Source organism: Streptomyces sp. DSM 118878 (assembly GCF_052936595.1).
Genome location: NZ_CP193622.1, coordinates 3,646,444 through 3,670,058, shown reverse-complemented (window position 1 = coordinate 3,670,058; position 23,615 = coordinate 3,646,444). Strand labels below are relative to the sequence as shown.

Genomic DNA, 23,615 nt, shown 5'->3' with positions numbered 1-23,615 from the left:
CGATCTCCTAGCGGGCGAGGTCTCCTAGAGGGCGAGGCGGCGGGAGAGGTCCGAGCGGAACACGCCGCGTGGGTCGAGCTCGGCCCGCAGGGCACGGAAGTCGTCGAGCCGTGGATACATCGCGGCGAGCATCTCGGGCCGCAGCCGTGCGTCCTTGGCGAGGTAGACGCGTCCGCCGGCGGCTGCCACCTCCTCGTCCAGCTCGTCGAGGAAGGCGCCGAGCCCCGGCAGGTTCGCCGGGATGTCGAGCGCGAGCGTCCAGCCGGGCACCGGGAAGGACAGCCACCCCGGGTCGCTCTCGCCGAAGCGCTTCAGGACGGCGAGGAAGGACGGGCAGCCGCGCTCGGAGATGCGGCGCGCGATGCGGCGCAGGGCCTCTTCCTGGCCGTGTCCGACGACGAACTGGTACTGCACGAAGCCGCCGCGGCCGTAGACGCGGTTCCAGTGCGGGACGCCGTCCAGGGGGTGGAAGAAGGTGGAGATCTTCATCAGCTCTCCGGTGCGCCAGCGGGGCGCCTTGCGGTACCAGAGCTCGTTGAAGAGGCCCACCGACGTCCTGCCGAGGAGCCCTTCGGGGACGAAGGAGGGCGCGGCGGGGAGCCGCCCGGGGCGGAACGCGAGGGGTGCCCTGCGCGCGCGTGCCCGTGCCGGGAGGGCGTCAAGGGGGGCGTGGTCGCCGCGGGTGAGGACCGCGCGGCCCATGGCCGCGCCGCGGGCGAGGAGGTCGATCCAGGCCACCGAGTAGCGGTAGCGGTCGTCGGTGGCGGTGAGACGGGCCATCAGGTCGTCGAGGTCCGTCGCGCGTTCGGTGTCGACGCTCATCAGGGACGTCTCGACCGGCTGGAGCCGCACGGTCGCCGACAGGATCACACCGGTCAGGCCCATGCCGCCCGCCGTCGCGTCGAAGAGGGGCGTGCCGGGCGTGACGGTGCGGACCGTGCCGTCGGCCGTGAGCAGGTCCATCGCGAGGACATGGCGGGCGAAGGCGCCGGAGACGTGGTGGTTCTTGCCGTGGATGTCGGCGCCGATGGCCCCGCCGACCGTGACGTAGCGCGTCCCGGGCGTCACGGGCACGAACCAGCCGAGGGGGAGCAGGACTTCCATCAGGCGGTGCAGCGAGACGCCCGCGTCGCAGACGACGGTGCCCGCGTCGGCGTCGATGGTGTGGACCCGGTCGAGGCCCGTCATGTCGAAGACGTCGCCGCCCGCGTTCTGCGCGGCGTCCCCATAGGCCCGGCCCAGGCCCCTGGCGATGCCGCCGCGCTCCCCGCAGTCGCGCACGGCGGCCGCCGCCTCCTCCTGCGTACGGGGTCTCACCAGCCGCGCGGTGGTCGGGGCCGTACGCCCCCAGCCGGAGACGGAGACGGCTTCGAAGGGCGCCAGGGCGGGGGAGTCGGCAGGCATGACCACGACGGTAGCGCCCGACTGGAGGGGATTTGCCAAGAATCGTCCATGCTCTCACCGAAATGGGTGATTAGGGGAGTGTCACCCTGTATTGACCTCATAATCGGGCTGACGCCTTGGAGAGTTGAGCAGCCCAGATGAAGAGATGCCCAGCCATCGAACGTCGTCGAACGTCTTCGAAAATGAGGCCACATGCACGACATGGACCACCGGTTGCTGTCGGCCCTGCGCGACTGCGGCACCGACCCGCGCGTGGCGGCGGCCGCACGCGCCCTGTCCCGGGGCGGTGAACACGGCGCCCTGTGGATCGCCGCCGGGCTCCTGGGCGCCGCCGTGGACGGCGAGCGGCGCGGCGCCTGGCTGCGCGGCACGGCGCTGACCGCCGCCGCGCATGTGGCGAGCATGGGCCTCAAGAGGATCGTCCGCAGGCCGCGCCCGGACAGCCCGGACGGCGTGCCGCCCCTCGTGCGCACCGCTGGCCGGCACTCCTTCCCCAGCTCCCACGCCACGTCCTCGGCCGCCGCCGTCGTCGCGTACGGCGCGCTGCGCCCCGCGGGGGCCCGGCTCGTGCCGCCGCTCGCCGCCGCCGTGTGCGTCTCCCGTCTTGTCGCCGGCGTCCACTACCCCTCGGACGTGGCCGCGGGCGCGGCCCTCGGCGCGCTCACCGCCCGCCTGGGAGCCACCTGGATGAACGGAGGCCGCACCCGTGCCTGAGCGTTCCGCAGCCGTACCCGAGCGTTCCGCGGGCATGCCCGGACCGGACGTCATCGAGGGGCCGGGCCCGCCCCAGCCGGGCGCCAGCAGCTTGCCGCTGGGGCTCCTGAGGACCGCGCGGCCCCGCCAGTGGGTGAAGAACGTCCTGGTCGTCGCCGCCCCCGCGGCGGCGGGCGAGCTGTTCTCGCGCCACGCGGCCGCCCAACTCGTCATCGTCTTCACGCTGTTCACGGCCGCCGCGTCCGCCGTCTACCTGATCAACGACGCCCGGGACGCGGAAGCCGACCGCGCCCACCCCACCAAGTGCCGCAGACCGGTGGCCGCCGGACAGGTGCCGGTGCCCGTCGCGTACGCGGCCGGCGGGCTCCTCGCCGTCCTCGCGCCCACCGCCGCCGCCGTCCTGTGCACCCCGCTGACCGCGGCGCTCCTGGCCGCGTACGTCGTCATGCAGCTCGCCTACTGCGTCAGCCTCAAGCACGTCCTCGTCGTCGACCTCACGATCGTCACCACGGGCTTCCTGATGCGCGCCATGATCGGCGGCCTCGCGCTCGACATCCCGCTCTCGCGGTGGTTCATGATCACCACCGGCTTCGGCGCGCTCTTCATGGTCTCCGCCAAGCGCTACTCCGAAGCCGTCCAGATGTCGGCGGCCTCCGGGAAACCGGGCGCCACGCGCGCGTTGCTCACCGAATACACCACCGGCTACCTGCGCTTCGTATGGCAGCTCGCCGCCGGGGTCGCCGTCCTCGCGTACTGCCTGTGGGCCATGGAGGAGGGCGGCACCGCCGACGGCGGCACGCTGCCCTGGCGTCAGCTCTCCGTGACGGCCTTCATCCTCGCGGTCCTGCGCTACGCCGTCTTCGCCGACCGGGGCACCGCGGGCGAACCGGAGGACGTCGTCCTGCGCGACCGGGCCCTGGCCGTGATCGGCCTCGTGTGGGCGGCCATGTACGGCCTCGCGGTCGCGGACTGGTGACACCGCCCACCCGGCCGCCGGAACCCGGCCAGAAGCGGGCCGGGCCCTCCCGGCGCGAGCGGCTGCGGGCGATGGGTCCCGAGCTCCTCGGCTTCGCCGCCGCCGGTGTCTGCGCCTACGCGGCCGACCTCGGCCTCTTCATCTGGCTGCGCGGACCCGTGGGCCTCGACCCGCTGACCGCCAAGGCCCTCTCCTTCGTCGCGGGCTGCTCCGTGGCGTACGCGGGCAACGCACTCGGCACCTACCGGCGCAAGGCCGCCCGGGCGTCACGGCTGCGCCAGTACGTCGTCTTCTTCGCCGTCAACATCGCGGGCGCCCTCGTCCAACTGCTCTGCATCGCCGTGTCGCACTACGGCCTCGGCCTCACCTCGCAGCGCGCCGACACCGTCTCCGGGGCGGGTATCGGCATGGTCCTCGCCACCGTCCTGCGATTCTGGGGTACACGAACCCTGGTCTTCCGGGTCCCCGACGAGACGGCGGGGCCGCCGGGCGCGAAAGCAGGCAGGGAGGCGTCATGGACTGGCTGAAGAGACTGCCCGGCATCGGGCCGCTGGTGGCGAAGGGCATGCGCACGCACGCGTGGCACGCCTACGAACGGCTCGACGAGGTCCACTGGACACGCCTCGCCGCCGCGATGACCTTCATCAGCTTCCTGGCGCTCTTCCCGCTGCTCACCGTCGCCGCGGCCGTCGCCGCGGCGACCCTCTCCGCGCAGCAGCAGGACACCCTCAAGGACAAGCTCGCCGAGCAGGTGCCCGGCATCTCCGACCAGCTGGACCTGGACGCCCTCGTCGCCAACGCGGGCACGGTCGGTCTCATCGCGGGCGCCCTGCTGCTCTTCACCGGCATCGGCTGGGTCGGCTCCATGCGGGAGTGCCTGCGCGCCGTCTGGGAGTGCGAGGACGACGAGGAGAACCCCGTCCTGCGCAAGGCCAAGGACGCCGTGGTGCTCATCGGGCTCGGCGGCGCGGGCCTCGCCTCGTTCGCCGCGTCCGGCCTCGCCTCCGTCGCCGTCGGCTGGACGGCCCGCCTCATCGGCATCGACGAGACCGGCTGGGGAGCCGTGCTGCTCCAGGTCATCGCGTTCGCGATCGCCATCCTCGCGGACTTCCTGCTGCTGCTCTACGTCCTGACGCTGCTGCCCGGAGTACAGCCGCACCGCCGCGACCTCGTCACCGCCGCCCTGATCGGCGCCGTCGGCTTCGAACTGCTCAAGCTGCTCCTGGGCGGCTACATGAAGGGCGTCGCCTCGAAGAGCATGTACGGGGCCTTCGGCGTGCCCGTCGCGCTCCTCCTGTGGATCAGCTTCACGGCGAAGCTGCTGCTGTTCTGCGCCGCCTGGACGGCGACGCGCTCCGTCAGTCCTGCGGAGTCCGCCGGCCGGCCTGCCCCGGGAGCGGCATCCGGCGCCTGAGCACGAAGGCGCCCGCACCGAGCACCAGGACCACGCCGCCCGTCACCGCGAGGGCGACCCCCATGCCGCCGCCGCCCTTGTCCGAGGCGTGCGCCATGTTCGCCGCGGCACCGCCGCTCTTGCCGCCGGGAGCGCCCTTGCCCGAACCGGTCGCCCCCTTCGGCGCGACGAGCTCACCCACGGGCTCGACCTTGTCCGCGGCCGCGAAGCCCCAGTCGAAGAGGCGCGCGGTCTCCGCGTAGAGCGCGTGAGGCTCCCCGGAGGAGGGGTTCATGACGGTCACGAGGAGGACCTTGCCGTCGCGCTCGGCGACCCCGGTGAACGTGTTGCCCGCGTTCGTGGTGGTGCCGTTCTTGACGCCGGCGATGCCCTTGTACGGGCTGACTCCGTCGGCACCGGTGAGCAGCCGGTTGGTGTTCTGTATCCCGAAGGACCCGCGCTTGGTCTTGCCCTTGTCCTTGCCCTTGGTGATCTTCTTCGTCTCACCGGGGAACTGGGCGGTGGCCGTCGCGCAGTACTCGCGGAAGTCCTTCTTCTGGAGCCCCGACCGGGCGAACAGCGTCAGGTCGTACGCGGAGGAGACCTGCCCCTTCTCGTCGTAGCCGTCGGGCGAGACGACGTGCGTGTCGAGCGCCTGGAGCTCCTCGGCGTGCTCCTGCATGTCCTTGACGGTCTGCTCGACGCCGTCGTTCATCGCGGCCAGGACGCGCACCGCGTCGTTGCCCGAGCGGAGGAAGACGCCGAGCCACAGGTCGTGGACGCTGTATGTCTCGTTCTCCTTGATGCCGACCAGGCTGCTGCCCGCGCCGATCCCGGCCAGGTCGGAGAGCGCGACCTTGTGCTTCTGGCTCTTGGGGAACTTCGGCAGGACCGTGTCCGCGAACAGCATCTTCAGGGTGCTCGCCGGAGGCAGCCGCCAGTGCGCGTTGTGCGCGGCGAGGACCTCGCCCGACTCCGCGTCCGACACCATCCAGGAGCGCCCGGAGAGCTCCTTGGGCAGCACGGGGGCGCCCGGCTTGAGCTGAACCTGGGTGCCTGGCTTGCCGAGCTTCGCCCCGCCGACCGTCGACATGGAGGAGGGCGGCTTCGGCTGCCCGTTGTCGTCCGGCTTGTCGTCCGCGAAGGCGGGGGCCGTGGTCGACAGGGTCAGCAAGGTCGCGGAAGCGAGCAGCAAGGCGGCTTTTTTGGAGGCAGACACGGATGTGAACGTACAGGGCCCCGCTGTGGAGACCCGCGCCGAGGTGCGCTCCGTCGTGACGTCCCCACCCCGGCGGTTGTTCGACAGGACGGATCGCGATACTGAGGCCATGAAGCTCAGCCGCCCTGTCTCATGGTTCCTGCTCGCCTTCGGGGTGTGGAGCTGGTTCATCTGGATCACTTTCGTCAAGAACCTGTGGAAGGACGGCAGCGGGCTCGCCTTCGACGACGCGGACAACCCGACCGGATACTTCTGGGTGCACCTGACGCTTGCCGTTGTCTCCTTTGTCTTGGGGACGGCGGTAGGGACCATCGGGTTCCGTGGAGTCCGTGCTCTGCGGAGAACGTCATAGCCATGATCATCGTCACGGTCCTCGTGGGCCTTCTCGTCCTCGCCGCCTTCGCGGCCCTCCACTGGTACGCGTGGCGCCGCCTGGTGCGGGACACCACCGCGGGGCCCGGGCTCGCCCGCCGGTCCGGCACGGTGCTGTTCGTCGTCGCCCCGGTGCTGACGCTCGCCGCCCTGATGGCCGGGCGGGCCGGAGCGCCCTTCCTGCTGCAACGGGTGGTGGCCTGGCCCGGCTTCCTGTGGCTGGCCCTGTCGCTGTACCTGCTGCTCGCGCTGCTCGTGGGTGAGTTGGTGCGTCCGTTGCTGCGCCGCTGGATGGAGCGGGCGGCTCACGGGAACAGCGAGGCGCCACCCGAGCGGGAGCCTGCCGCCGCGCAGGAGCCCATAGCCGCGGGGGCTGCTTCCGCTTCCCTGAAGCCGCCCTCAGGGGAGCGCGCTGCCGGGGAGCCCGTACCGGAGGAACCGGCGTCCGAGCGATCCGCGCCCGAGCGACCGGTGTCGTCCGCCCCGTCCGCCCCCTCCCGCCGTCTCTTCGTCTCCCGGATCGTCGGGGGCGCGGCGGCAGCGGCCGCCGTGGGGACCGTCGGGTACGGGGCGTACAACGTGCTCAGCGGCCCCAAGGTGAAGCGGATCACCGTCCCGCTGGCCAAACTGCCGCGGGCCGCGCACGGGTTCCGGATCGCCGTGGTCAGCGACATCCACCTGGGCCCGATCCTCGGCCGCGGATTCACGCAGCGCGTGGTCGACACGATCAACGCCACGCAGCCCGATCTGATCGCCGTGGTCGGCGACCTGGTGGACGGCAGCGTCGAGAACCTCGGCCCGGCCGCGGCGCCGCTCGCAGGCCTGCGGGCGCGCCACGGCTCGTACTTCGTCACCGGCAACCACGAGTACTTCTCCGGGGCCGAGGACTGGGTCGACCACGTACGCGAACTGGGCCTGCGCCCGCTGCGCAACGCCCGTACCGAACTGCCCGGCTTCGACCTCGCGGGCGTCGACGACGTGGCCGGGGAGGACGAGGGCGCGGGCCCCGACTTCGCCGCGGCGCTCGGCGACCGGGACCGCGAGCGGGCCTCGGTGCTGCTGGCACACCAGCCCATCGTGATCCACGACGCCGTCGAGCACGGCGTGGACCTCCAGCTCTCGGGCCACACCCACGGCGGCCAGCTCTGGCCGGGCAACCTCATCGCGGACCTCGCGAACCCGACGCTCGCGGGCCTGGAACGGTACGGCGACACACAGCTCTACGTGAGCCGCGGCGCGGGCGCGTGGGGCCCGCCGGTACGGGTCGGGGCCCCCTCGGACATCACGGTCGTCGAACTGGCCTCACGGCACGCCTGACGGGGTGATGACACGGGCTCTCAGGAGGTGCGGGCCAGCTCGGGCCGCTTGAGGTAGTCCGTGAAGCCGACGACGTTGCCCCACGGGTCGGCGATCTCCACGGTCCACCCGGTGGCCACGGAGAACGGTTCGGCGAGGAGCACGATGCCCGCGTCCGCGAGGGCCCGCCCCTTCGCGCGGGCGTCCGGGACCTCCAGCCAGAGCCGGGGCGAGGGCCACAGCGGCGTACGGGGGACGATCCCGTCCTCCAGGCGGAGCAGCACGCCGGGCGTCTCCTTGCCCACCTTCAGGATCGCGAGCCCGAGGTCGTCGAGCCGGAAGGCGACGGGGAAGCCGGCCCGCTCGTAGAACCCGACGGCCTCACCGAGGTCGCCGACGGGGAACAGGACGTTGTCGAAGCCGAGCAGTGCGGTGGACGGCTCCGCGGACCGGTCAACGGACAGGCCGACGGACTGGTTGTCTGACATTCCGTCAGCGTAGGGCGGCGAGCGGCGCGCGGACGCAGGCGCGCGAGAGCCGTGCCGCCGGGCGGCGTCATCTTCGGCCGTCCGGCGGCACGGGCGCCGTCCGGCGCGGCCGTCACCGGTTGATGGACTGGATCTCCTGGACGCCGATGTCCTGGGTCCCCTCGAAGGTGCCGTCCGGCAGGTCGCCGCCCGCGTTGCCGGTGCCTTCCCAGGTGATCTCCCAGGTGATGGACGCCTTGAGCCGGTACGGCTCACCGCCGGTGGCCCGCAGGTACGTGACGCCGCACGGCGGATCCTCCTTCGAGGAGCCCTTCGTGTACGGGGTGCCGATGCTGCCGTCCTCGTTGACCGCGCATTCGCCGTCGGCGGGAAACGTCTCGGCGTCCGCCGTGCCGGGGTCCAGGTGGAGGCTCACGGGTTTGGCGGTGGTCTCTGCCCAGAGGTTCGTGTGGGGCAGTTCGGCACGTACCTTGACCGGCTCGAACTTGCCCTTGTCCAGCCAGATCCAGGTGGGCAGGTTCACGGTCGACTTGCCCTGCGGCTTGATCTCGACCTTGGTGTCGGGGACCTTGATCTTGTTGTACGCGTAACCGGCCAGGATCTCCGGCGTCGGGGCGTTCTTGATGTTCGGGATGGTGTCGGCGTCCTGCCAGAAGAGGTTCGTCTCGCACTGGCGTGCCTCGATGGTGTCCTTGACGTCGGGGTTCATGACTCCGCGCCAGAACTTCCCGTCCTTGCCGATGTTGAAGTTCTTGTAGCCCTCGGCGCCGTCGGACTGGGTCTTGCCCTTCTCATAGTGGTTCACCATGAGGTCCTCGCCCCAGCTGAGCGACGGCGTGACATGCACCAGTTCGCCGCCCTTCTTGAGGCTCTCCACGCTGTTCTTGAGCTGCTCGGGAGTGGCCACGGGCTCGTACCAGCACGACGGCGGCTTCCAGTTCGGGTCCACCGCCACGACGGGCTTGGTCGAGGAGCCGCCCTTGTTGCCGCTGACCTGCTCGACCTTGACGTTGGTACCGACTCCGGCGGTGAGCGTGTTGCCGGAGGCGTTGCCGGACGGGCCCGTCGGCGGGTGGTCCTCGTCCTCGCCGAAAGCGTGTGCCGCGGTGGGGCAGGCGCCGAGGGCGAGAAGCATCGTGGCCAGCACGGGAAGCGACCTCTTCAGCGACTTCCTCACTTGTCGCACCCTCCGCGCTCCGTCTCGAGCGAAACGGTGCTCCAGACACCCTTGGAGTTCCTCTTCAGGGTGGTGCGGTACTGGAGGACCGGGTTCACGTCGTCAGGGGTGCCGGTCTTCTCCTTGGTCTTGCGGTCCTCGGTGTAGCCCTTGCTCTCGTCAACGCAGTAGAAGAGCACGCCGCCGCCGGAGTCGGACGTGCTCACCTGCGGGCTGAACACCCTGGCCTCGCCGACCAGTGTGTGGTTGTTGTCCACGTACCCCTTGATGTACGTCCGGGACGACGTCAGCGCCTGCTGCGAGGTGTAGAAGCCGACCGCGTCGGCCTGCGGGTCTGCCGCGATGACGGCCGCGTACTCCGCCCGCAGACGCTCCCTGCCGTCGTCCAGGATCTGCTGCAACTTCGGATCACTGTTCGTCCAGCCGACGAAGTCGGCCTTGAACGTGGCCGGCAGCTTGATCTCCGGTCGGTCGGAGTCGCCCGGCTTCTTGCCGGGGGAAGGCGAGGCGGAAGCCTTGGCACCCCCCTCGTCCGCCCCCTTGATCCCGTCGGAGGCGTCGTCGTCGCCGCCCCCCGAGCCGCACGAGGTCAACAGCAGGGCCGCGGAAACGGTCAGCGCGGCCGTCATGAGGCGGAGAGGGTGCTTCACTCGGGACTCCAGAGAGGTAAGAACGTGGGGGGACGGACAGCCCGTGGGAGGGACGTGAGCGGATCAAAGCTATAACCGCGGGCGTCGCGCACGCACATGGGCCCCGCTCCAAGAGGAGCGGGGCCCATGGGACGTACGGGAGGAAGCAGGATCAGTAGCGGCGGGTGATCAGCGCGCGCTTCACTTCCTGGATCGCCTTCGTGACCTCGATGCCACGCGGGCACGCGTCCGTGCAGTTGAACGTCGTGCGGCAACGCCACACGCCGTCCTTGTCGTTCAGGATCTCCAGGCGCTGCTCGCCCGCCTCGTCACGGCTGTCGAAGATGAAGCGGTGCGCGTTCACGATCGCGGCCGGGCCGAAGTACTGGCCGTCGTTCCAGAACACCGGGCACGACGACGTGCACGCCGCGCACAGGATGCACTTGGTGGTGTCGTCGAAGCGCTCGCGGTCCTCGGCGGACTGGAGGCGCTCGCGCGTCGGCTCGTTGCCCGTCGTCACCAGGAACGGCATGACGTCGCGGTAGGCCTGGAAGAACGGGTCCATGTCGACGACCAGGTCCTTCAGGACCGTCAGCCCCTTGATGGGCTCGACCGTGATCGGCTTGGACGGGTTGATGTCCTTGATCAGGGTCTTGCAGGCCAGCCGGTTCTTGCCGTTGATCCGCATGGCGTCGGAACCGCAGATGCCGTGCGCGCAGGAGCGGCGGAACGTGAGCGTGCCGTCCTGCTCCCACTTGATCTTGTGGAGGCCGTCGAGGACGCGCTCCTTGGGGTCGATCTCCATCTGGAAGTCTTCCCAGACCGCGTCCGCCGAGACCTCGGGGTTGAAGCGGCGGATGCGGAAGGTGACCGTGATGTACGGGGAGTCGGCGAAGCCCGCCTCGGGCTTGGCGTCTTCCTTCGTGAGGGTCGGGGTAGCCATCAGTACTTACGCTCCATCGGCTGGTAGCGGGTCTGGACGACCGGCTTGTAGTCGAGACGGATCGTCTCTGTGCCGTCGTCGCCGACCTCGCGGTACGCCATGGTGTGGCGCATGAAATTGACGTCGTCGCGGGTGGGGAAGTCCTCGCGGTAGTGACCGCCGCGCGACTCCTTGCGGGCGAGCGCCGACTGCGCCATGACCTCGGCCAGGTCGAGCAGGTTGCCCAGCTCGACGGCCTCGAGGAGGTCGGTGTTGAAGCGCTTGCCCTTGTCCTGGATCGAGACGTTCTTGTAGCGGGCGCGGAGTTCGGCGATCTTCTCCACGGCCGTCTTGATCGTCTGCTCCGTGCGGAACACCATGACGTTGGCGTCCATGGTCTCCTGGAGCTCGGTGCGGAGCACGGAGACCCGCTCGTTGCCCTTGGCGTCGCGCAGCTGCTCGACGAGGGAGACGACGAGGCTCTCGGGGTTCTCCGGCAGCTCGACGAAGTCGTTCTTCGCGGAGTACTCGGCGGCGGCGATGCCCGCGCGCTTGCCGAAGACGTTGATGTCCAGGAGCGAGTTGGTGCCCAGGCGGTTGGCGCCGTGCACCGAGACACAGGCCACCTCGCCCGCCGCGTACAGGCCCGGGACGACGGTGGTGTTGTCCGCGAGGACCTCACCCTCGACGTTGGTCGGGATGCCGCCCATGGCGTAGTGCGCGGTCGGCTGGATCGGGATCGGGTCCGTGTAGGGCTCGATGCCGAGGTAGGTGCGCGCGAACTCCGTGATGTCCGGGAGCTTGGCGTCGAGCTGCTCCGGCGGGAGGTGCGTGAGGTCGAGGTAGACGTGGTCGCCCTCGGGACCGCAGCCGCGGCCCTCACGGATCTCCGTGTAGATGGAGCGCGAGACGACGTCACGGGACGCGAGGTCCTTCATGACCGGCGCGTACTTCTCCATGAAGCGCTCGCCGTCCTTGTTGCGGAGGATGCCGCCCTCACCGCGGGCGCCCTCCGTCAGTAGGATGCCCATGCGCCAGATGCCGGTCGGGTGGAACTGGAAGAACTCCATGTCCTCCAGCGGCAGCCCGCGCCGGTAGCAGGCCGCCTGGCCGTCACCGGTGAGCGTGTGCGCGTTGGACGTCACCTTGAAGAACTTGCCGGTGCCGCCGGACGCGTAGATCACGGCCTTGGCCTGGAAGATGTGGATCTCGCCGGTCGCCAGCTCGTACGCGACGACGCCCGCGCTCTTCTTGACCCCGTCGACCTCGACGATGAGCTGGTCGAGGACGTAGAACTCGTTGAAGAACTCCACGCCCTCCTTGACGCAGTTCTGGTAGAGCGTCTGGAGGATCATGTGGCCGGTGCGGTCGGCCGCGTAGCAGGACCGGCGCACGGCGGCCTCGCCGTGGTTACGGGTGTGACCGCCGAAGCGGCGCTGGTCGATCGTCCCGTCCGGCGTGCGGTTGAACGGGAGGCCCATCTTCTCCAGGTCGAGGACCGCGTCGATGGCCTCCTTCGCCAGGATCTCGGCGGCGTCCTGGTCGACCAGGTAGTCGCCGCCCTTGACCGTGTCGAAGGTGTGCCACTCCCAGTTGTCCTCCTCCACGTTGGCGAGCGCGGCGGCCATGCCGCCCTGCGCGGCGCCCGTGTGGGAGCGGGTGGGGTACAGCTTGGTGAGCACGGCGGTGCGGCTGCGCTTCGTCGCCTCGATGGCGGCGCGCATGCCGGCGCCGCCCGCGCCGACGATGACGGTGTCGTACTTGTGAATCTTCACTGGGGTCGCCTCGGCTTTAGCGGATGTTCGGGTCGAAGGTGAAGATCACCAGCGTGCCCAGAAGGATGGTGAACACCGTGGCGGTGTACAGCAGGCCCTTGAGCCACAGACGCGTGTTCGGCCGCTCGGCGTAGTCGTTGATGACCGTGCGCAGGCCGTTGGCGCCGTGCAGCATCGCGAGCCACAGCATCAGCAGGTCCCAGACCTGCCAGAACGGGGACGCCCAGCGGCCCGCGACGAACGCGAAGCCGATCTTGGAGACGCCGCCGTCCAGCACGAGCTGGATCAGCAGGTGGCCGAGGACGAGGACGACCAGGACGACACCGGAGAGGCGCATGAAGAGCCATGCGGCCATCTCGAAGTTGCCACGGGTCGAGCGCGGGGTCTTGGTCGTGCGCTTGCGGGGCGGCTCGATGACCGGGGCCGGGTTGTCGACGTCGTAGAGCGAGGCTCCTTCGACGGGGCCGACTCCGGACGTACCGGACGAGCCGGACTTCTCAAGCGTGGTGTCAGAAGACATGTCTGGCCTCAGCTCCCGAAGACTTCGCGGACGGCGTGGCCCAGGACGGGGTAGAGCGCCCCGACCATCAGGACGACCCAGATGCCGACAACGGTCCAGAGCATCTGCTTCTGGTAGCGGGGACCCTTCGACCAGAAGTCGACGGCGATGACGCGCAGGCCGTTGAGGGCGTGGAAGAGGATGGCGGCGACCAGGCCGTACTCGAGGAGTGCGACGAGGGGCGTCTTGTAGGTGCTGACGACATCGTCGTACGCCTCAGGGGAGACGCGGACGAGAGCGGTGTCGAGCACATGCACGAACAGGAAGAAGAAGATGAGGACGCCGGTGACTCGATGAGCCACCCAGGACCACATTCCTTCCCTGCCGCGATACAGCGTTCCAGCCGGCACGGCAGAACCCTCCGGGAGCGGGGATTGGGGCCGGCCGCCAACTTTTTGCCGATTAGACACACAGTTTGTCGGTCGAGCCCGGCCGGGTACGGTCCACCGGCCGCTCGTCATCGTATCGACGAGTTGTCGGCGACCTTGCCCCGGGTCCACAGGTGTGATCAAACAGGCAGTCAAACAGGCACGTACGGGCTATCAGGCCGCGATTGCGGGCAGGCCGGGCGTTGGGCGTGTCCTGTGGCCCCGGGCCCCGTGTTTCCGGCGTCGTCGCAGGTTGTGGTGGCCGTGGAGCGCACGAGGCGGGTGAGCCGGCCCCGGATGAGGCGGCGCAGCTCGTCCGCGGCCACGACGCGCTCCTCCTCCGGATCGTTGCCGAGGCGTGACCGGATGCCGGAGAGCAGGTGGTCGAGGGCCTCGCCGGGGGCGACGTCGTCGAGACAGATGACGAACGCGTGTCCGAATCGACTCTCGTACGCGGCGTGGGCGGCGCGCAGGGCGGTGTCCGCGGCACCGTACGTGCCGTGCGGCGCGCTCTGCCCGGGAACGCCCGGATCGAGGGGCTCGCAGGTCAGCGCCTCCACGAGATGGGAGGGCGGCAGGTCGTACGACGCTTCGTCGGAGGCGGCGAGCAGCGCGTCGAGGTCGGGGTAGGGCCGGTGGGCGGCGACACGACGCGCCCAGCGGCGGCTGCCGCAGCAGGTCAGGAGGGCGGCTTCCGCGACGTCCGGGTCGGCGGAGTTGAGCTGATCCGGCGTGACGACAGGGGCGACGTGGGATACGTCACCGGGGAGTCGAGGAGGACGGTACGGGGACAGCGGGCGCTCCTGGGCAGGGGGCGGTCGGGGACGGGGTGCGGGAGTCGGTGGTCACGCTAGCGAGCGTGGGCTGAAGGTGTCGGACTGCCCAGTGAATTTCACCTGAATGGGGGAGTTTCGTCTTGTGGTTTGGACGTTGGGTGGTCGGGGTGGCGTGGAGGGGGCGTCGGAATCTCGGGGTCTCGGGGCCCGCGGGGGCCCCGGACCCCTCGGGTGGTTTCCCGGTGGGACGGGTGAGCCGCGCCGACGCGCCGTAGCGTGGTTGGCATGTCTGTGACTTCTGGTGCGATGTCTGTGACTTCTGGTGCCTGCGATGCCGCTCAGCGGCGAGGCGGCGCGCGACGGGCCCGCGTCCGGCAGGACGAGGGCGAGTACATATCCGAGTACATGCCCGAGTACATGTCCGAGTACATGTCCGAGTACATGTCCGAGTACATATCCCCGCCCCCGCGGGGACGGCCCCGCCCCGGCGCCCCCGGGAGTGAGCGGTGAGCCCCGGCCCGCGGCGCGGCCCCCTCGTGGCCGGGGGTGTCACGGCCGCCGGAGTCGCCGCCGCGCTGACCGTCGCCCTGTGGCCCGGCGGTGCCTCCGCCCCGGAGAACCGGCCCTCGGCGGGCAAGTCCGCGGCGGCGCCGAGCCCGAAGGAGACCCCGGGGCCCGGCAAGAGCCACGCGCTCTCCGAGGCCCCGGCCACCATCCCCGCCGTACGGGAGCACACCCCGGCCCGCGGCCCCGGCTGGCGCCCCGACGGCAAGGGCCGCGTGGTCACGGGCGACGACGGCCTGGCGGACGAGGGCCGCCTGCTCGCCGGTGAGCTGAAGCTCCGGTACGCGGGGGACGAGAAGCCCCGCGAGGGCGACGTGGAACTACGGATCGACAAGGACGCGAAGGATTCGCGGAGCGCAGGCCGCGAGTCGTACACCCTGTCCGTCGAGGGACGGACGGTACGGATCACCGCCCCGGACCAGGCAGGCGTGTTCTACGGCACCCGCACCCTCAAGCAAGCGGTGAAGGGCGGCGGGACGGCCCCCGAGGGTGTCGTGCGCGACCGGCCCGCCAAGCCGCAGCGGGGCTTCATGATCGACATCGCCCGCAAGCACTTCGACGCCTCGTGGATCGAGGACCGGATCCGCGAGCTCGGCGACCTCAAGTACAACCAGCTCGGTCTGCACTTCTCCGACGACCAGGCCTTCCGCATCGAGTCGGACTCGCACCCCGAGATCGTGTCGTCCGACCACCTCACCAAGGACCAGGTCCGCCGCATCCTGAAGCTGGCCGAGAGCCGGCACATCACCGTCGTGCCGGAGATCGACTCGCCGGGCCACCTCGGCGCCGTCATCCGTGCCCACCCCTCCCTCCAGCTCAAGAACGTCCAGGGCACCGCCACCAAGGGAGCCGTCGACATATCGAAGCCGGAGGCCGGGCGCATCGTCGACGACCTGCTCAAGGAGTACGGCAAGCTCTTCCCCGGCGCCTACTGGCATCTCGGCGCCGACGAGTACCTCGCCCTGACGGTCCGGGACCCCGAGGCCTCGTTCCCGCAGCTCGCCGCCGCCGCCCGCGAGCGGTACGGGCCGAACGCCCGCGTGCAGGACCTCACGACGGGCTGGCTCAACGACCGCGCGGACGCGGTGCGCCCGCTCGACAAGAAGCTCAAGGCCTGGAACGACGGCTTCTTCCGGGGCGGCGAGACCCAGGCGGCCGACGACCTGGAGGTCGCGTACTGGACCGGCAAGGAGATCGGCGCGCGCGAGCCCGACGAATACCTGCGGGCCGGCCGCAAGCTCACCAACTACAACGACGAGTACCTGTACTACGTGCTCGGCCAGCCCAACGACTTCCGCTATCCGACCGGGCAGCGGATATACGAGAGCTGGACCCCGCGGGTGATCCGCGGCACGAGCCCGGTGAGCGAGAAGTACGACGACCAGATCCTCGGCGCTTCGTTCGCGGTCTGGTGCGACCTGGCCGGATCGCAGACGCAGGAACAGGTCGCGCAGGGCATCCGCATGCCGCTCGCGGCGACCGTCCAGAAGCTGTGGGACCCCAGAAAACCCGCGCTGTCCTGGAACGACTTCGCGAAACTCGCCGGTACGGTCCGGTAACCGCCGCCGCCCCGGCCCGCAGTTTCCCGCTACCAGTAGCGAGATCGCGTACGTCTGTGGTGTATTCGGCCCAGAACGGCACGGAGCACTGCGGGGGGACGCGACATGGGTTACTGGGGTTACTACGTCGTGGGCAAGAGCGAGCGGCCGCTCGTGGAGTTCGCGGCGATGGAGGGCGTACGGGACGAACTGGCCCTCCTGGTCCAGCGGCCCGACGGCTGGCAGGTCTGGGAGGTGCCGGGCGGCGAGGACGGGCGCGACGTGGGCAACATGAACGCCCTCGCCCTGGAGACCGGCGCGCCCGCCCTCTTCGGCTACGTGATGGACAGCGACTGCGTGGTCGTCGAGGCCGCGGCACCGGAGAGCGGGGCATGGACCACGTGCCTGGCCCGCGACGCCATGGCGGGCTACCTCGCCGACAGCGGCCTGACCGTGGAGGACTACTTCCTCGAACCGCGCGACGCCGCCCAGCGCGCGGTCGCGTGGGCCGCCGAGTCGGGCAGGACGGTACGGGCGACCCCGCTCCTCGACGTACTGAACGCCGACGCCGAGCCGTCGGCGGAGGAACTCTTCTTCCGCTTCCTCGACCGGCTCGGCGTCGTGCCGCAGTAACGCCCGCGGCTACGGCGTCAGGGCCTGGCCGAGCTTCGCCCCGGCCGGGGTTCCCAGCGACGTACGTCCGTAGTAGACGCCGCTCGAACCCGGGACGCCCGAGCTGGTGCTGTCCAGTTGGAGGATCGTGCCGTCGGCCGAGTCCTCGCCCTCGACGCCGATCGCGAGGTCCGCGCGGCCGTCGCCCGTGAGGTCCGCCAGGGTGGCCGAGGTGCCGAGCCGGTCGCCCGACTCCGTGGAGCCGGGGACGCCGGGCTCGTCCTGCGAGAAGGCCTTCGCGCCGGTACCGGTGAGGCCGGAGGCGGTGCCCTTCAGGAGGAGGGAAGTGCCCGCGTCCTTGCGGTCCTTGTCGGAGCGGGTGATGTCCTCGTTCGGGGCGCCGGTCAGGACGTCCGCGTAACCGTCGTTGTTGTAGTCGCCCGCCGCGACCGACCAGCCCATCGCGTCGCCCGCCTCCGCGGCGCCCGGCACACCGGACGTCGCCTGGTGGACCGTCTTCATGCCCGTCGTGGTGAAGCCCGTCGACGTGCCGGGGACCACCGTCACCTGGCCGCCCGCGTGCGCGCCGGACTCGGCGGTGTACGGCTGGCCGATGACCAGGTCGTCGTAGCCGTTGCCGTTGACGTCGCCCACGGCGACCGAGCGGCCGCCCGGCACGGAGATCACGCCGGCCCGGCTCAGCCCGGAGCGGCCGCCCCGGAACCAGGCGACCTTGCCCTTGCCCGCCTGGTCGCGGTAGGTCAGCGCGACGTCCGCGTAGCCGTCGCGGTTGAAGTCGCCGGACGCGGCGTCGGGATACGCGATCGCCGTGTCGCCCGGGGTGAGGCTGCCGCCCGACTCGTGGTCGGGGTCGAGCCGCGCGGCCCACGAGCCGCCCGTGCCGGTCGCCACCGAGAAGACGTCGTCCTTGCCGTCGGCGTTGAAGTCGCCGGACGCGACCGCCGAGCCGAACCTGGCGCCGGGGTAGTGGAAGTCTGCCGAGAGCTGCATGTCCGTGCCCGTCCGGAACGTCGGGCCGTACAGCATGGTGACCGCGCCGCGGTCCTTGTGCGAGGAGTCGTCCTCGCCGGGGGCGCCGATGACGAGGTCCGCGTGGCCGTCGCCGTTCAGGTCGCCCCAGGCGGTCGCGGCGCCCCACTCGTCCCCGGCCTCGGAGACGCCGGGGACACCGGTGCTGGTCTGCGTCAGGGAGATCTTCGAACCGCCCACCGGGCCGTCGAGGCCGCCGGGGACGACCGTGACGCGGCCGCGGCTGCTCGAAGCCTTCGGGGTGGCGGCGATCAGGTCGGTGATGCCGTCGCCGTTGTAGTCACCGTCGCCGGCCTCGGGGGCCTCCTCCTCGGCCGCGAAGGCGACGGGAACCATGGCCGTCGTGCACGGCACCGCGCCCGCGCCCCCGAGCACGACGGCACCGATCGTCAGCCACGTCCTGCGCCGCAGACTCAACGGCCTGTACGCATGCGCGCTATGCGCCTTTTCACGCGGTTTGCGCGGGCTCAAGTACCCCACCCCTTAGTGAATAACAGGTAAAAACCAAGCGAGATCGTACGACTGACCGAGGGGGCAAAGGGTTGTACTCGCGGCGGACTTTTGTCGAGTGACGTATCCCGCACGCCGCAGGTGTGACGGCGCGTCCGGCCCCCACGCTGAGTCATGTGACAGTTGTGCCGCGGCACGACGGGTGGAATCCGGGGATTCGGGCGGGGGATCAGGTGGCACAGCGTGTGAACGGCCGGTCGGCTGCGATGCGTGGGCGGTGGCCGCGCGCGGTCGCGCTCACCCTCGCCCTGGGAGCGGCGGCGACCACGCTCACGGCGTGCGGCGCGGACGGCAAGGTGACGTACTCCGGCGGCACGCTGGACGAAGCCACGCCCGCCACCACGGCGGAGGCCACGTCCGCCGACGAGGTGCGCGGCAAGGAACTCGCCGCGGAGGGCATGGAGTTGCTCCGCACCGCGGACACCGTGCGCATCGGCGTCGACATGGTGACCCCGAAGGGCCACCAGAAGGTCACGCTGCACATGGACCGCGACAGCAACTGCACGGGCACCTTCGACGCGGGCCCCATGCAGCGCGGCGAACTCATCGTGGTCGCGGGGGAGGCCGCGTACGTACGTTTCTCCGACGCCTCGCTCGACGCGATCCGGGAGCTGGCCGAGCGGCGGAGGCCCAACGGGGCGGCCATCATCAGGGAGCGGACGGAGCTCGCGCGCGGCAAGTACCTGAAGATGCCCGCGGAAGCGAGTGAGGGAGCGGGCGGGGGAGCGGCCGTACCGGGGATGAAGTGCGACCTCGACAAGCTGACCGACACGATCGTCGGTGGCCCCGAGGCGGACGACGTCATCCGGGCCATGCCCGAGACCCGGCGCTACGGCCGCGGCGTCACGCCCCTCGTGGAGACCGAGGACGACGCGGGCGACGGGCGCGGCGAGGAGACGACGGTCTACGTGGCCGCGTCCGGCAAGCCGTACATCCTCGGCGTCGAGGGGATGGAGGAAGGCGGCCGGAGCATGAAGCTGCGGATGTCCGCGTACGACGAGCCGGTCGCCGCGCAGGCCCCGGCGGCGGCGCTGACCATCGACATCTCCCAGATCCGCGGCGACGGCGGGCTCTTCGAGGTCTGACTCATCGAGGTCTGATGCTTTGGGCGCCCCGGGCGTGCGCCCTCCTGTGACATTTCCACCCCTACTGACGCTGGTGAGCGTGAGGGCACGTGCGCGGCAGGGCGTGCCTCGTCGGCCGGATGGGAGAACGTTGGGCCAGGGTGGGGAGCACCGTCGCGCGCGGGCGCACGACGAGAAGCTTGGCGAGGCCGTCGCGGCCGCGCAGGCCGGCGACGAGGCGGCCTTCGCGGTCGTGTACCGCATCGTCCAGCCGGGGCTCGTCGGCTACATACGGGGCCTGGTCGGCGCGGACGGCGAGGCCGCGGAGGATGTCGCGGCCGAGGCCTGGCTACAGATCGCCAGGGACCTCGGGCGGTTCCGCGGCGACGGGGCGGGATTCCGCGGCTGGACCGCGACGATCGCGCGCCACCGGGCCTTCGATCATCTGCGCAGCCAGAAGGCACGGCCGCGCCCCGTCACCCTCGAACAGGACGTGCTCGAACTCCCGGGTTCGCACAGCACGTCGGCGGCGGCCCTGGAGGCGGTCTCGACGGAACAGGTCCTGGCCCTGGTGGCCACCCTGCCTCGCGACCAGGCGGAGGCCGTGCTGCTGAGGGTGGTGGTGGGTCTGGACGGCCCGGCGGCCGCCCGGGTCCTGGGCAAACGCCCCGGAGCGGTACGCACGGCGGCCCACCGGGGCCTGAAGAAGCTGGGCGAACGCCTGCGCCTGGCCGGCGTGGCGGACGAGGGCCCCGGGGCGCTTGGGGGATCACGATGAACACGGACGGCCCGATGAGCCCTGGCGGCGACCGGGAACTCACCTCGGCCGAGGGGCCTGGCGTGGCCAACGGGTCTGGCGTGGCCGAGGGGTCCGGCGTGGCCGAGCCGGAGGGCGGGGACGGGCTGCGGGCTGCCGTTGAGGCGTTTCGGGTGGCGCGGGACTCGGGGGCGCATCGGGCGCGTACTCGCCGCCGGGACGACTGGCGCCCCCGCGAGCGCCGCCGCGGCAGGCTTCCGCTGCGGGCCGCCGGGGGCGTGGTCCTGGCCGGAGGCCTCCTGGGCGGCGTGGCCCTGGCCACGGGCTCCCCCCTCGAACTCCCCGGCGAAGGCCCCCGCCCGGCGCCTTCGTCCCCCCGCCTCACCCCCGACCGCACGGCCACTCCGCCCCACCCGCTGTCATCACCGCCCCGAAGCCGGCAGACGGACGAGACACTCAAGGACGAGGGCAAGGGCGAGGGCGAGGGCGAGGGCGAGGGCGAGGGCGAGGGCAGGGACGAGGCCAAGGCCAAGGCGAGGGACAAGGACCGGGACGAGACCAACCCCAAGCCCGAGAAGGCGAAGCCCGGAAAGGCGAAGCCAGGCCAGGCGAAGCCCGGCGAGGCGAAGCCCCAGAAGCCCAAGCCCGCGAGGGCCGAGCCGGCTAAGCCCAGGCCGGCTCACCCGAAGCCGGTGAAGGCCAAGCCCGCGAAGGCCAAACCGCAGAAGCCGAAGCAGAAGAAACCCTGAGGCCGAGAGCGCGCCCGAGCCACAGGGCGGAGTCGGCGGGGTCCGGCGGCGCGTGAGGCGCCGGGATCCAGGTACGCGGCGGTGCTTGCGAGGCCGACGCCCGACGCCTGATGGCCGATGGCCGGGTGCGGCCGGCCTCGGCTTCGCCGGCCCCCGGTCGGCGGACCGATCGGCGGACCGGTCGGCCCCCGTCCGGGGTGTGCGGTGGCCGACCGGAGTGGAACGCTCCGCGAGGGTTCGGTCAGTGAGGTGACCGGCGTGTCGCGATTCCGTGCTCATTCTGGGCGGCCCGGCTCCGCCAACCCAGCCTCCTTACAGGAAGCTGCCAGTAGGCCCCAGCGGCGTACCCGGACCCGGGTGGCTCTCCGGCGGCGCCGCTCGCGGGACCGGGGTGGGCAGCAGCCCGAGTTCGGCCGCGCGCAGGCCCGCCTGGAACCGGGAGTTCGCGCCGAGGGCCGCCGTGATCTCGGCCACGTAGCGCCGGTACGTGCGTACGGACACCGACAGTTCGTCGGCCGCCTGCTTGTCCGTCATCCCGGAATGCAGACAGCCGAGGACCCACTGCACGAACTCCGCGCGGGCGTGACCGCCCCAGTCGATCCTGGCGGGCACCGGCACGGCGCCGCGCCACACGGCGAGGAACAGGGCGTGCAGAGCCCCGACCACGCCGCCGGCCCGGGCGAGGGACACCTGTGGCCCGATGGCCGAGTCGGCGATCAGCAGAGCGCTCCGGCCGTCCATGACGACGCAGTCCATCAGCGGTACGCGGGCGATCCGTACCTCCACGCGCTCGCTCGCCGCGAGCTCCTCCCAGGGCTCCGGGGCCCTGTTCTGGCCGTGCTCGTGCTCGGAGCGGTCGAAGAGCAGCCGGACCTGAACCGATTCGTGCCGTTCCCCGAGGAGTTCGAGGGACCACGGGGCACGGCGGGTGTACTGGGCGAAGCAGATGTCCACCGACCGCCGCGCCTGGCCGATCTGTTCCGCGATGGCCGCCGTGACCGACGCCTCGTCAGGACCCACCGGTATCACCGACGGCTGAGACCCGGCGGCCTCGTCCCCCTTGGCCAGGGGGCCCGTACGGCTCCCCTCCCACCCATGCACCGCACGCACTTCCGATCCCCCCGTCTCCATGAACCTCACCGCCCGCAAAAGGGCGTGGGCAGGGACTCCAGCTGAGGGCCCAGAGGGCCCAGAGGGCCCAGAGAGCCCAGAGGGACCAGAGGGGCTAGGGGGGGCCAGAGTGGCCGGTGCGACCGTGGTGACGGTCCAGGCCACGGTGGTCAGCCAAGGCCGGTCGACGGAGAACCGTCCTATCCGTCCGAACATGACGCTCCTTTGGAAAGGGATGGTGGTGCGTGGCCGTAGGTCCGCGGCAGGGCAGCACCTGTGGCCGCCCGTTGTCCGGGCGGCGGCGACACAACGCGGGTGGGAGGCAGCGCACGGTCCCGGCGGCACGAGGGCATGCCACTTCGAGCCGCGGCCGGGTTCCGAGCGCTGCCCGCCAAGTCTCCCGCCCCACCTCGGGGTCACAGGCATCGAACACGCTGGTCGGCACGTTGCTGACAGCCGGAGCGGCACATCCGGCGGAATGTCGCCCGAACCGATGGCCGTGCGTCCCCGGACGTTTCCGCGCTGTCCTCTTGCGGACGGTCCAGGTGGATTCCCTGTCCCGGGCTCCGCTCCTGCCCTCAGGATCGACGCGACCCGGAGCTGGTCGCCGGACAGATGAGATGGGGACGAAGTGAGTGACAGCGTGCGGACGGCCGTCGACAGCGGTCGCTGGTTCCGCAGGTACGGGGAGTTCGGGGAAGCGGCGCCGCGCCGCCGTCTGGTGGTCCTTCCGCACGCGGGCGGCTCCGCGAGCTTCTACCACGCCTGGGGCACCGCCTTCGACGAGGACACGGAGGTCCTGGTGGCGCGGTACCCGGGGCGGCACGACCGGCTGACCGACCCGTGCGTCGACAGCATGGACGAGCTCGCCGGCCAGGTCACCGCCGCGCTGCTGCCGTTCGTGGACGTACCGGTGACGCTCTTCGGCCACAGCATGGGCGCCTCGCTCGCCTACGAGGTGGCGCTGCGGCTGTGGAGCGAGCACGCCGTGCGGCCCGCCGCCCTCCACGTCTCCAGCCGCGAGGCCCCGCACCGGCTGACCCCGCGGCGCCTCCACGAGCAGGGGGACGAGGCGCTGATCGCCGAAGTGACCCGGCTCGGCGGAACCGACACCGCGCTGCTCGACGACCCGGACCTGCGGGACCTCGTCCTGCCCGCGATCAGGGCGGACTTCACCGTCGTCGGCACCTACGGACCACGCGACGCCGCCCCGGTCGGCTGCCCGGTCCACGCGCACGTGGGTGACGCGGACCCGTCCATGTCCGCCCACGACATGACGTCCTGGGCCGACGTGGCCTCGCGGGGATTCCGGCTACAGGTGCGCCCCGGCGGCCACTTCTACCTGGTGGACCAGCACGAAGCCCTGGTGAGCGCGGTCAGGGAGCAGATGACGGCCACCGGCTGACGGCGGCGGAGCGGCCCGGGGTGGGCGGCGGTGCACCGGATGACCGGCCGGGGCCGCCACCCCTGGCCCGTCCGGGACATGGCGGGCCACTGCTCAGGCATTTCGCCGTCTGAGCGGAGGCTCTCGTTTGCCGGCTCGGCCACTGGGAGCTGTCATGCCAGTAGTGGATCACTAGAAGGGCGGCCCGC

The 23,615-nt window shown here is 71.2% G+C and carries 24 protein-coding genes; 12 read left to right on the top strand and 12 right to left on the bottom strand.

What is annotated here, in order from left to right; genetic code table 11:
* Nucleotides 1–24: 24 nt before the first annotated feature.
* Nucleotides 25–1,404 (bottom strand): FAD-binding protein, encoded by a 1,380-nt coding sequence (locus ACRAKF_RS16085; RefSeq protein WP_447037861.1) that lies wholly within the window; start codon nucleotides 1,402–1,404, stop codon nucleotides 25–27.
* A gap of 192 nt (nucleotides 1,405–1,596) precedes the next feature.
* On the opposite strand from ACRAKF_RS16085, the gene ACRAKF_RS16080 reads away from it, so the two are divergent.
* The 4 genes from ACRAKF_RS16080 (at nucleotide 1,597) to ACRAKF_RS16065 (ending at nucleotide 4,508) form a co-directional block, all read left to right on the top strand.
* On the top strand, nucleotides 1,597–2,118 hold the full coding sequence (locus ACRAKF_RS16080; protein ID WP_447037859.1) for a phosphatase PAP2 family protein: 522 nt from the start codon (nucleotides 1,597–1,599) through the stop codon (nucleotides 2,116–2,118).
* Between the two features lie 34 nt (nucleotides 2,119–2,152).
* Nucleotides 2,153–3,094: a decaprenyl-phosphate phosphoribosyltransferase gene (locus ACRAKF_RS16075; protein ID WP_447042005.1), complete on the top strand. Its 942-nt coding sequence runs from the start codon at nucleotides 2,153–2,155 to the stop codon at nucleotides 3,092–3,094.
* A gap of 71 nt (nucleotides 3,095–3,165) precedes the next feature.
* The gene (locus ACRAKF_RS16070) at nucleotides 3,166–3,621 is read left to right on the top strand and encodes a GtrA family protein (protein ID WP_447042003.1); all 456 of its coding nucleotides are present in this window, start codon (nucleotides 3,166–3,168) and stop codon (nucleotides 3,619–3,621) included.
* Complete coding sequence (locus ACRAKF_RS16065; RefSeq protein ID WP_447037858.1) at nucleotides 3,609–4,508, top strand: YihY/virulence factor BrkB family protein; 900 nt, start codon at nucleotides 3,609–3,611, stop codon at nucleotides 4,506–4,508. The genes ACRAKF_RS16070 and ACRAKF_RS16065 overlap by 13 nt, the downstream gene beginning before the upstream one ends.
* Here ACRAKF_RS16065 and ACRAKF_RS16060 read toward each other — a convergent pair.
* Nucleotides 4,453–5,817, bottom strand: coding sequence for a D-alanyl-D-alanine carboxypeptidase family protein (locus ACRAKF_RS16060; protein ID WP_447037857.1), 1,365 nt, complete (start codon nucleotides 5,815–5,817; stop codon nucleotides 4,453–4,455). The genes ACRAKF_RS16065 and ACRAKF_RS16060 overlap by 56 nt on opposite strands.
* Here ACRAKF_RS16060 and ACRAKF_RS16055 point away from each other — a divergent pair.
* Together ACRAKF_RS16055 and ACRAKF_RS16050 are read left to right on the top strand one after the other, a co-directional pair.
* Nucleotides 5,816–6,058 (top strand): SCO4848 family membrane protein, encoded by a 243-nt coding sequence (locus ACRAKF_RS16055; protein ID WP_447037856.1) that lies wholly within the window; start codon nucleotides 5,816–5,818, stop codon nucleotides 6,056–6,058. The genes ACRAKF_RS16060 and ACRAKF_RS16055 overlap by 2 nt on opposite strands.
* Nucleotides 6,059–6,060: 2 nt before the next feature.
* The gene (locus ACRAKF_RS16050) at nucleotides 6,061–7,395 is read left to right on the top strand and encodes a metallophosphoesterase (protein ID WP_447037855.1); all 1,335 of its coding nucleotides are present in this window, start codon (nucleotides 6,061–6,063) and stop codon (nucleotides 7,393–7,395) included.
* Nucleotides 7,396–7,415: 20 nt separating this feature from the next.
* Here ACRAKF_RS16050 and ACRAKF_RS16045 read toward each other — a convergent pair whose 3' ends face one another.
* The 8 genes from ACRAKF_RS16045 to ACRAKF_RS16010 all read right to left on the bottom strand — a co-directional run bounded on the left by ACRAKF_RS16045 (nucleotide 7,416) and on the right by ACRAKF_RS16010 (nucleotide 14,086).
* The gene (locus tag ACRAKF_RS16045) at nucleotides 7,416–7,862 is read right to left on the bottom strand and encodes a VOC family protein (protein WP_447037854.1); all 447 of its coding nucleotides are present in this window, start codon (nucleotides 7,860–7,862) and stop codon (nucleotides 7,416–7,418) included.
* A 112-nt stretch (nucleotides 7,863–7,974) separates the two neighbouring features.
* The gene (locus ACRAKF_RS16040; protein ID WP_447037853.1) at nucleotides 7,975–9,039 is read right to left on the bottom strand and encodes a hypothetical protein; all 1,065 of its coding nucleotides are present in this window, start codon (nucleotides 9,037–9,039) and stop codon (nucleotides 7,975–7,977) included.
* Nucleotides 9,036–9,689, bottom strand: a complete 654-nt coding sequence (locus ACRAKF_RS16035) for a hypothetical protein (protein ID WP_447037852.1) — start codon at nucleotides 9,687–9,689, stop codon at nucleotides 9,036–9,038. The genes ACRAKF_RS16040 and ACRAKF_RS16035 overlap by 4 nt, the downstream gene beginning before the upstream one ends.
* 151 nt (nucleotides 9,690–9,840) lie before the next feature.
* Nucleotides 9,841–10,611, bottom strand: a complete 771-nt coding sequence (locus ACRAKF_RS16030; RefSeq protein ID WP_447037851.1) for a succinate dehydrogenase iron-sulfur subunit — start codon at nucleotides 10,609–10,611, stop codon at nucleotides 9,841–9,843.
* Nucleotides 10,611–12,365, bottom strand: coding sequence for a succinate dehydrogenase flavoprotein subunit (gene sdhA, locus ACRAKF_RS16025; RefSeq protein WP_447037850.1), 1,755 nt, complete (start codon nucleotides 12,363–12,365; stop codon nucleotides 10,611–10,613). Before sdhA ends, ACRAKF_RS16030 begins: the two co-directional genes overlap by 1 nt.
* A 16-nt stretch (nucleotides 12,366–12,381) precedes the next feature.
* A complete protein-coding gene (locus ACRAKF_RS16020; protein WP_447037849.1) occupies nucleotides 12,382–12,885 on the bottom strand; it encodes a succinate dehydrogenase hydrophobic membrane anchor subunit in 504 nt (167 codons plus the stop codon).
* Nucleotides 12,886–12,893: 8 nt separating this feature from the next.
* On the bottom strand, nucleotides 12,894–13,274 hold the full coding sequence (sdhC, locus tag ACRAKF_RS16015; protein ID WP_076684883.1) for a succinate dehydrogenase, cytochrome b556 subunit: 381 nt from the start codon (nucleotides 13,272–13,274) through the stop codon (nucleotides 12,894–12,896).
* Nucleotides 13,275–13,444: 170 nt separating this feature from the next.
* Nucleotides 13,445–14,086, bottom strand: a complete 642-nt coding sequence (locus tag ACRAKF_RS16010) for a 2-oxo-4-hydroxy-4-carboxy-5-ureidoimidazoline decarboxylase (RefSeq protein WP_447042001.1) — start codon at nucleotides 14,084–14,086, stop codon at nucleotides 13,445–13,447.
* Nucleotides 14,087–14,574: 488 nt separating this feature from the next.
* Between ACRAKF_RS16010 and ACRAKF_RS16005 the strand changes: the two genes are divergently transcribed.
* Both ACRAKF_RS16005 and ACRAKF_RS16000 read left to right on the top strand, forming a co-directional pair.
* On the top strand, nucleotides 14,575–16,191 hold the full coding sequence (locus tag ACRAKF_RS16005) for a family 20 glycosylhydrolase (protein WP_447037847.1): 1,617 nt from the start codon (nucleotides 14,575–14,577) through the stop codon (nucleotides 16,189–16,191).
* 105 nt (nucleotides 16,192–16,296) lie between these two features.
* The gene (locus ACRAKF_RS16000; protein ID WP_447037846.1) at nucleotides 16,297–16,803 is read left to right on the top strand and encodes a hypothetical protein; all 507 of its coding nucleotides are present in this window, start codon (nucleotides 16,297–16,299) and stop codon (nucleotides 16,801–16,803) included.
* Nucleotides 16,804–16,812: 9 nt separating this feature from the next.
* Here ACRAKF_RS16000 and ACRAKF_RS15995 read toward each other — a convergent pair whose 3' ends face one another.
* Nucleotides 16,813–18,249: an FG-GAP-like repeat-containing protein gene (locus ACRAKF_RS15995; RefSeq protein ID WP_447037845.1), complete on the bottom strand. Its 1,437-nt coding sequence runs from the start codon at nucleotides 18,247–18,249 to the stop codon at nucleotides 16,813–16,815.
* A 266-nt stretch (nucleotides 18,250–18,515) separates the two neighbouring features.
* On the opposite strand from ACRAKF_RS15995, the gene ACRAKF_RS15990 reads away from it, so the two are divergent.
* From ACRAKF_RS15990 to ACRAKF_RS15980, 3 genes are all read left to right on the top strand, one after another.
* Entirely contained in the window at nucleotides 18,516–19,427 is a 912-nt protein-coding gene (locus ACRAKF_RS15990; RefSeq protein ID WP_447037844.1) for a hypothetical protein, read from the top strand.
* Nucleotides 19,428–19,557: 130 nt separating this feature from the next.
* Nucleotides 19,558–20,184 carry an RNA polymerase sigma factor gene (locus tag ACRAKF_RS15985; protein ID WP_447037842.1) on the top strand — a complete coding sequence of 209 codons (627 nt, stop codon included), beginning with the start codon at nucleotides 19,558–19,560 and terminating at the stop codon, nucleotides 20,182–20,184.
* A gap of 62 nt (nucleotides 20,185–20,246) precedes the next feature.
* Complete coding sequence (locus tag ACRAKF_RS15980) at nucleotides 20,247–20,912, top strand: hypothetical protein (protein ID WP_447037841.1); 666 nt, start codon at nucleotides 20,247–20,249, stop codon at nucleotides 20,910–20,912.
* Between the two features lie 312 nt (nucleotides 20,913–21,224).
* Here the strand turns inward: ACRAKF_RS15980 and ACRAKF_RS15975 are convergent, their stop codons facing one another.
* Nucleotides 21,225–22,013, bottom strand: coding sequence for a hypothetical protein (locus tag ACRAKF_RS15975; protein ID WP_447037839.1), 789 nt, complete (start codon nucleotides 22,011–22,013; stop codon nucleotides 21,225–21,227).
* Nucleotides 22,014–22,653: 640 nt separating this feature from the next.
* Here ACRAKF_RS15975 and ACRAKF_RS15970 point away from each other — a divergent pair.
* Complete coding sequence (locus tag ACRAKF_RS15970; RefSeq protein WP_447037837.1) at nucleotides 22,654–23,427, top strand: thioesterase II family protein; 774 nt, start codon at nucleotides 22,654–22,656, stop codon at nucleotides 23,425–23,427.
* Nucleotides 23,428–23,615 lie beyond the last annotated feature (188 nt).

Excerpts from the sequence above, each read along its gene's own strand:
- ACRAKF_RS16085 (WP_447037861.1), bottom strand. The coding sequence starts at position 1,404 with ATGCCTGCCGACTCCCCCGCCCTGGCGCCCTTCGAAGCCGTCTCCGTC.
- ACRAKF_RS16080 (WP_447037859.1), top strand. The coding sequence starts at position 1,597 with ATGCACGACATGGACCACCGGTTGCTGTCGGCCCTGCGCGACTGCGGC.
- ACRAKF_RS16075 (WP_447042005.1), top strand. The coding sequence starts at position 2,153 with ATGCCCGGACCGGACGTCATCGAGGGGCCGGGCCCGCCCCAGCCGGGC.
- ACRAKF_RS16070 (WP_447042003.1), top strand. The coding sequence starts at position 3,166 with ATGGGTCCCGAGCTCCTCGGCTTCGCCGCCGCCGGTGTCTGCGCCTAC.
- ACRAKF_RS16065 (WP_447037858.1), top strand. The coding sequence starts at position 3,609 with ATGGACTGGCTGAAGAGACTGCCCGGCATCGGGCCGCTGGTGGCGAAG.
- ACRAKF_RS16055 (WP_447037856.1), top strand. The coding sequence starts at position 5,816 with ATGAAGCTCAGCCGCCCTGTCTCATGGTTCCTGCTCGCCTTCGGGGTG.
- ACRAKF_RS16060 (WP_447037857.1), bottom strand. The coding sequence starts at position 5,817 with ATGGCCTCAGTATCGCGATCCGTCCTGTCGAACAACCGCCGGGGTGGG.
- ACRAKF_RS16050 (WP_447037855.1), top strand. The coding sequence starts at position 6,061 with ATGATCATCGTCACGGTCCTCGTGGGCCTTCTCGTCCTCGCCGCCTTC.
- ACRAKF_RS16045 (WP_447037854.1), bottom strand. The coding sequence starts at position 7,862 with ATGTCAGACAACCAGTCCGTCGGCCTGTCCGTTGACCGGTCCGCGGAG.
- ACRAKF_RS16030 (WP_447037851.1), bottom strand. The coding sequence starts at position 10,611 with ATGGCTACCCCGACCCTCACGAAGGAAGACGCCAAGCCCGAGGCGGGC.
- ACRAKF_RS16020 (WP_447037849.1), bottom strand. The coding sequence starts at position 12,885 with ATGTCTTCTGACACCACGCTTGAGAAGTCCGGCTCGTCCGGTACGTCC.
- ACRAKF_RS16000 (WP_447037846.1), top strand. The coding sequence starts at position 16,297 with ATGGGTTACTGGGGTTACTACGTCGTGGGCAAGAGCGAGCGGCCGCTC.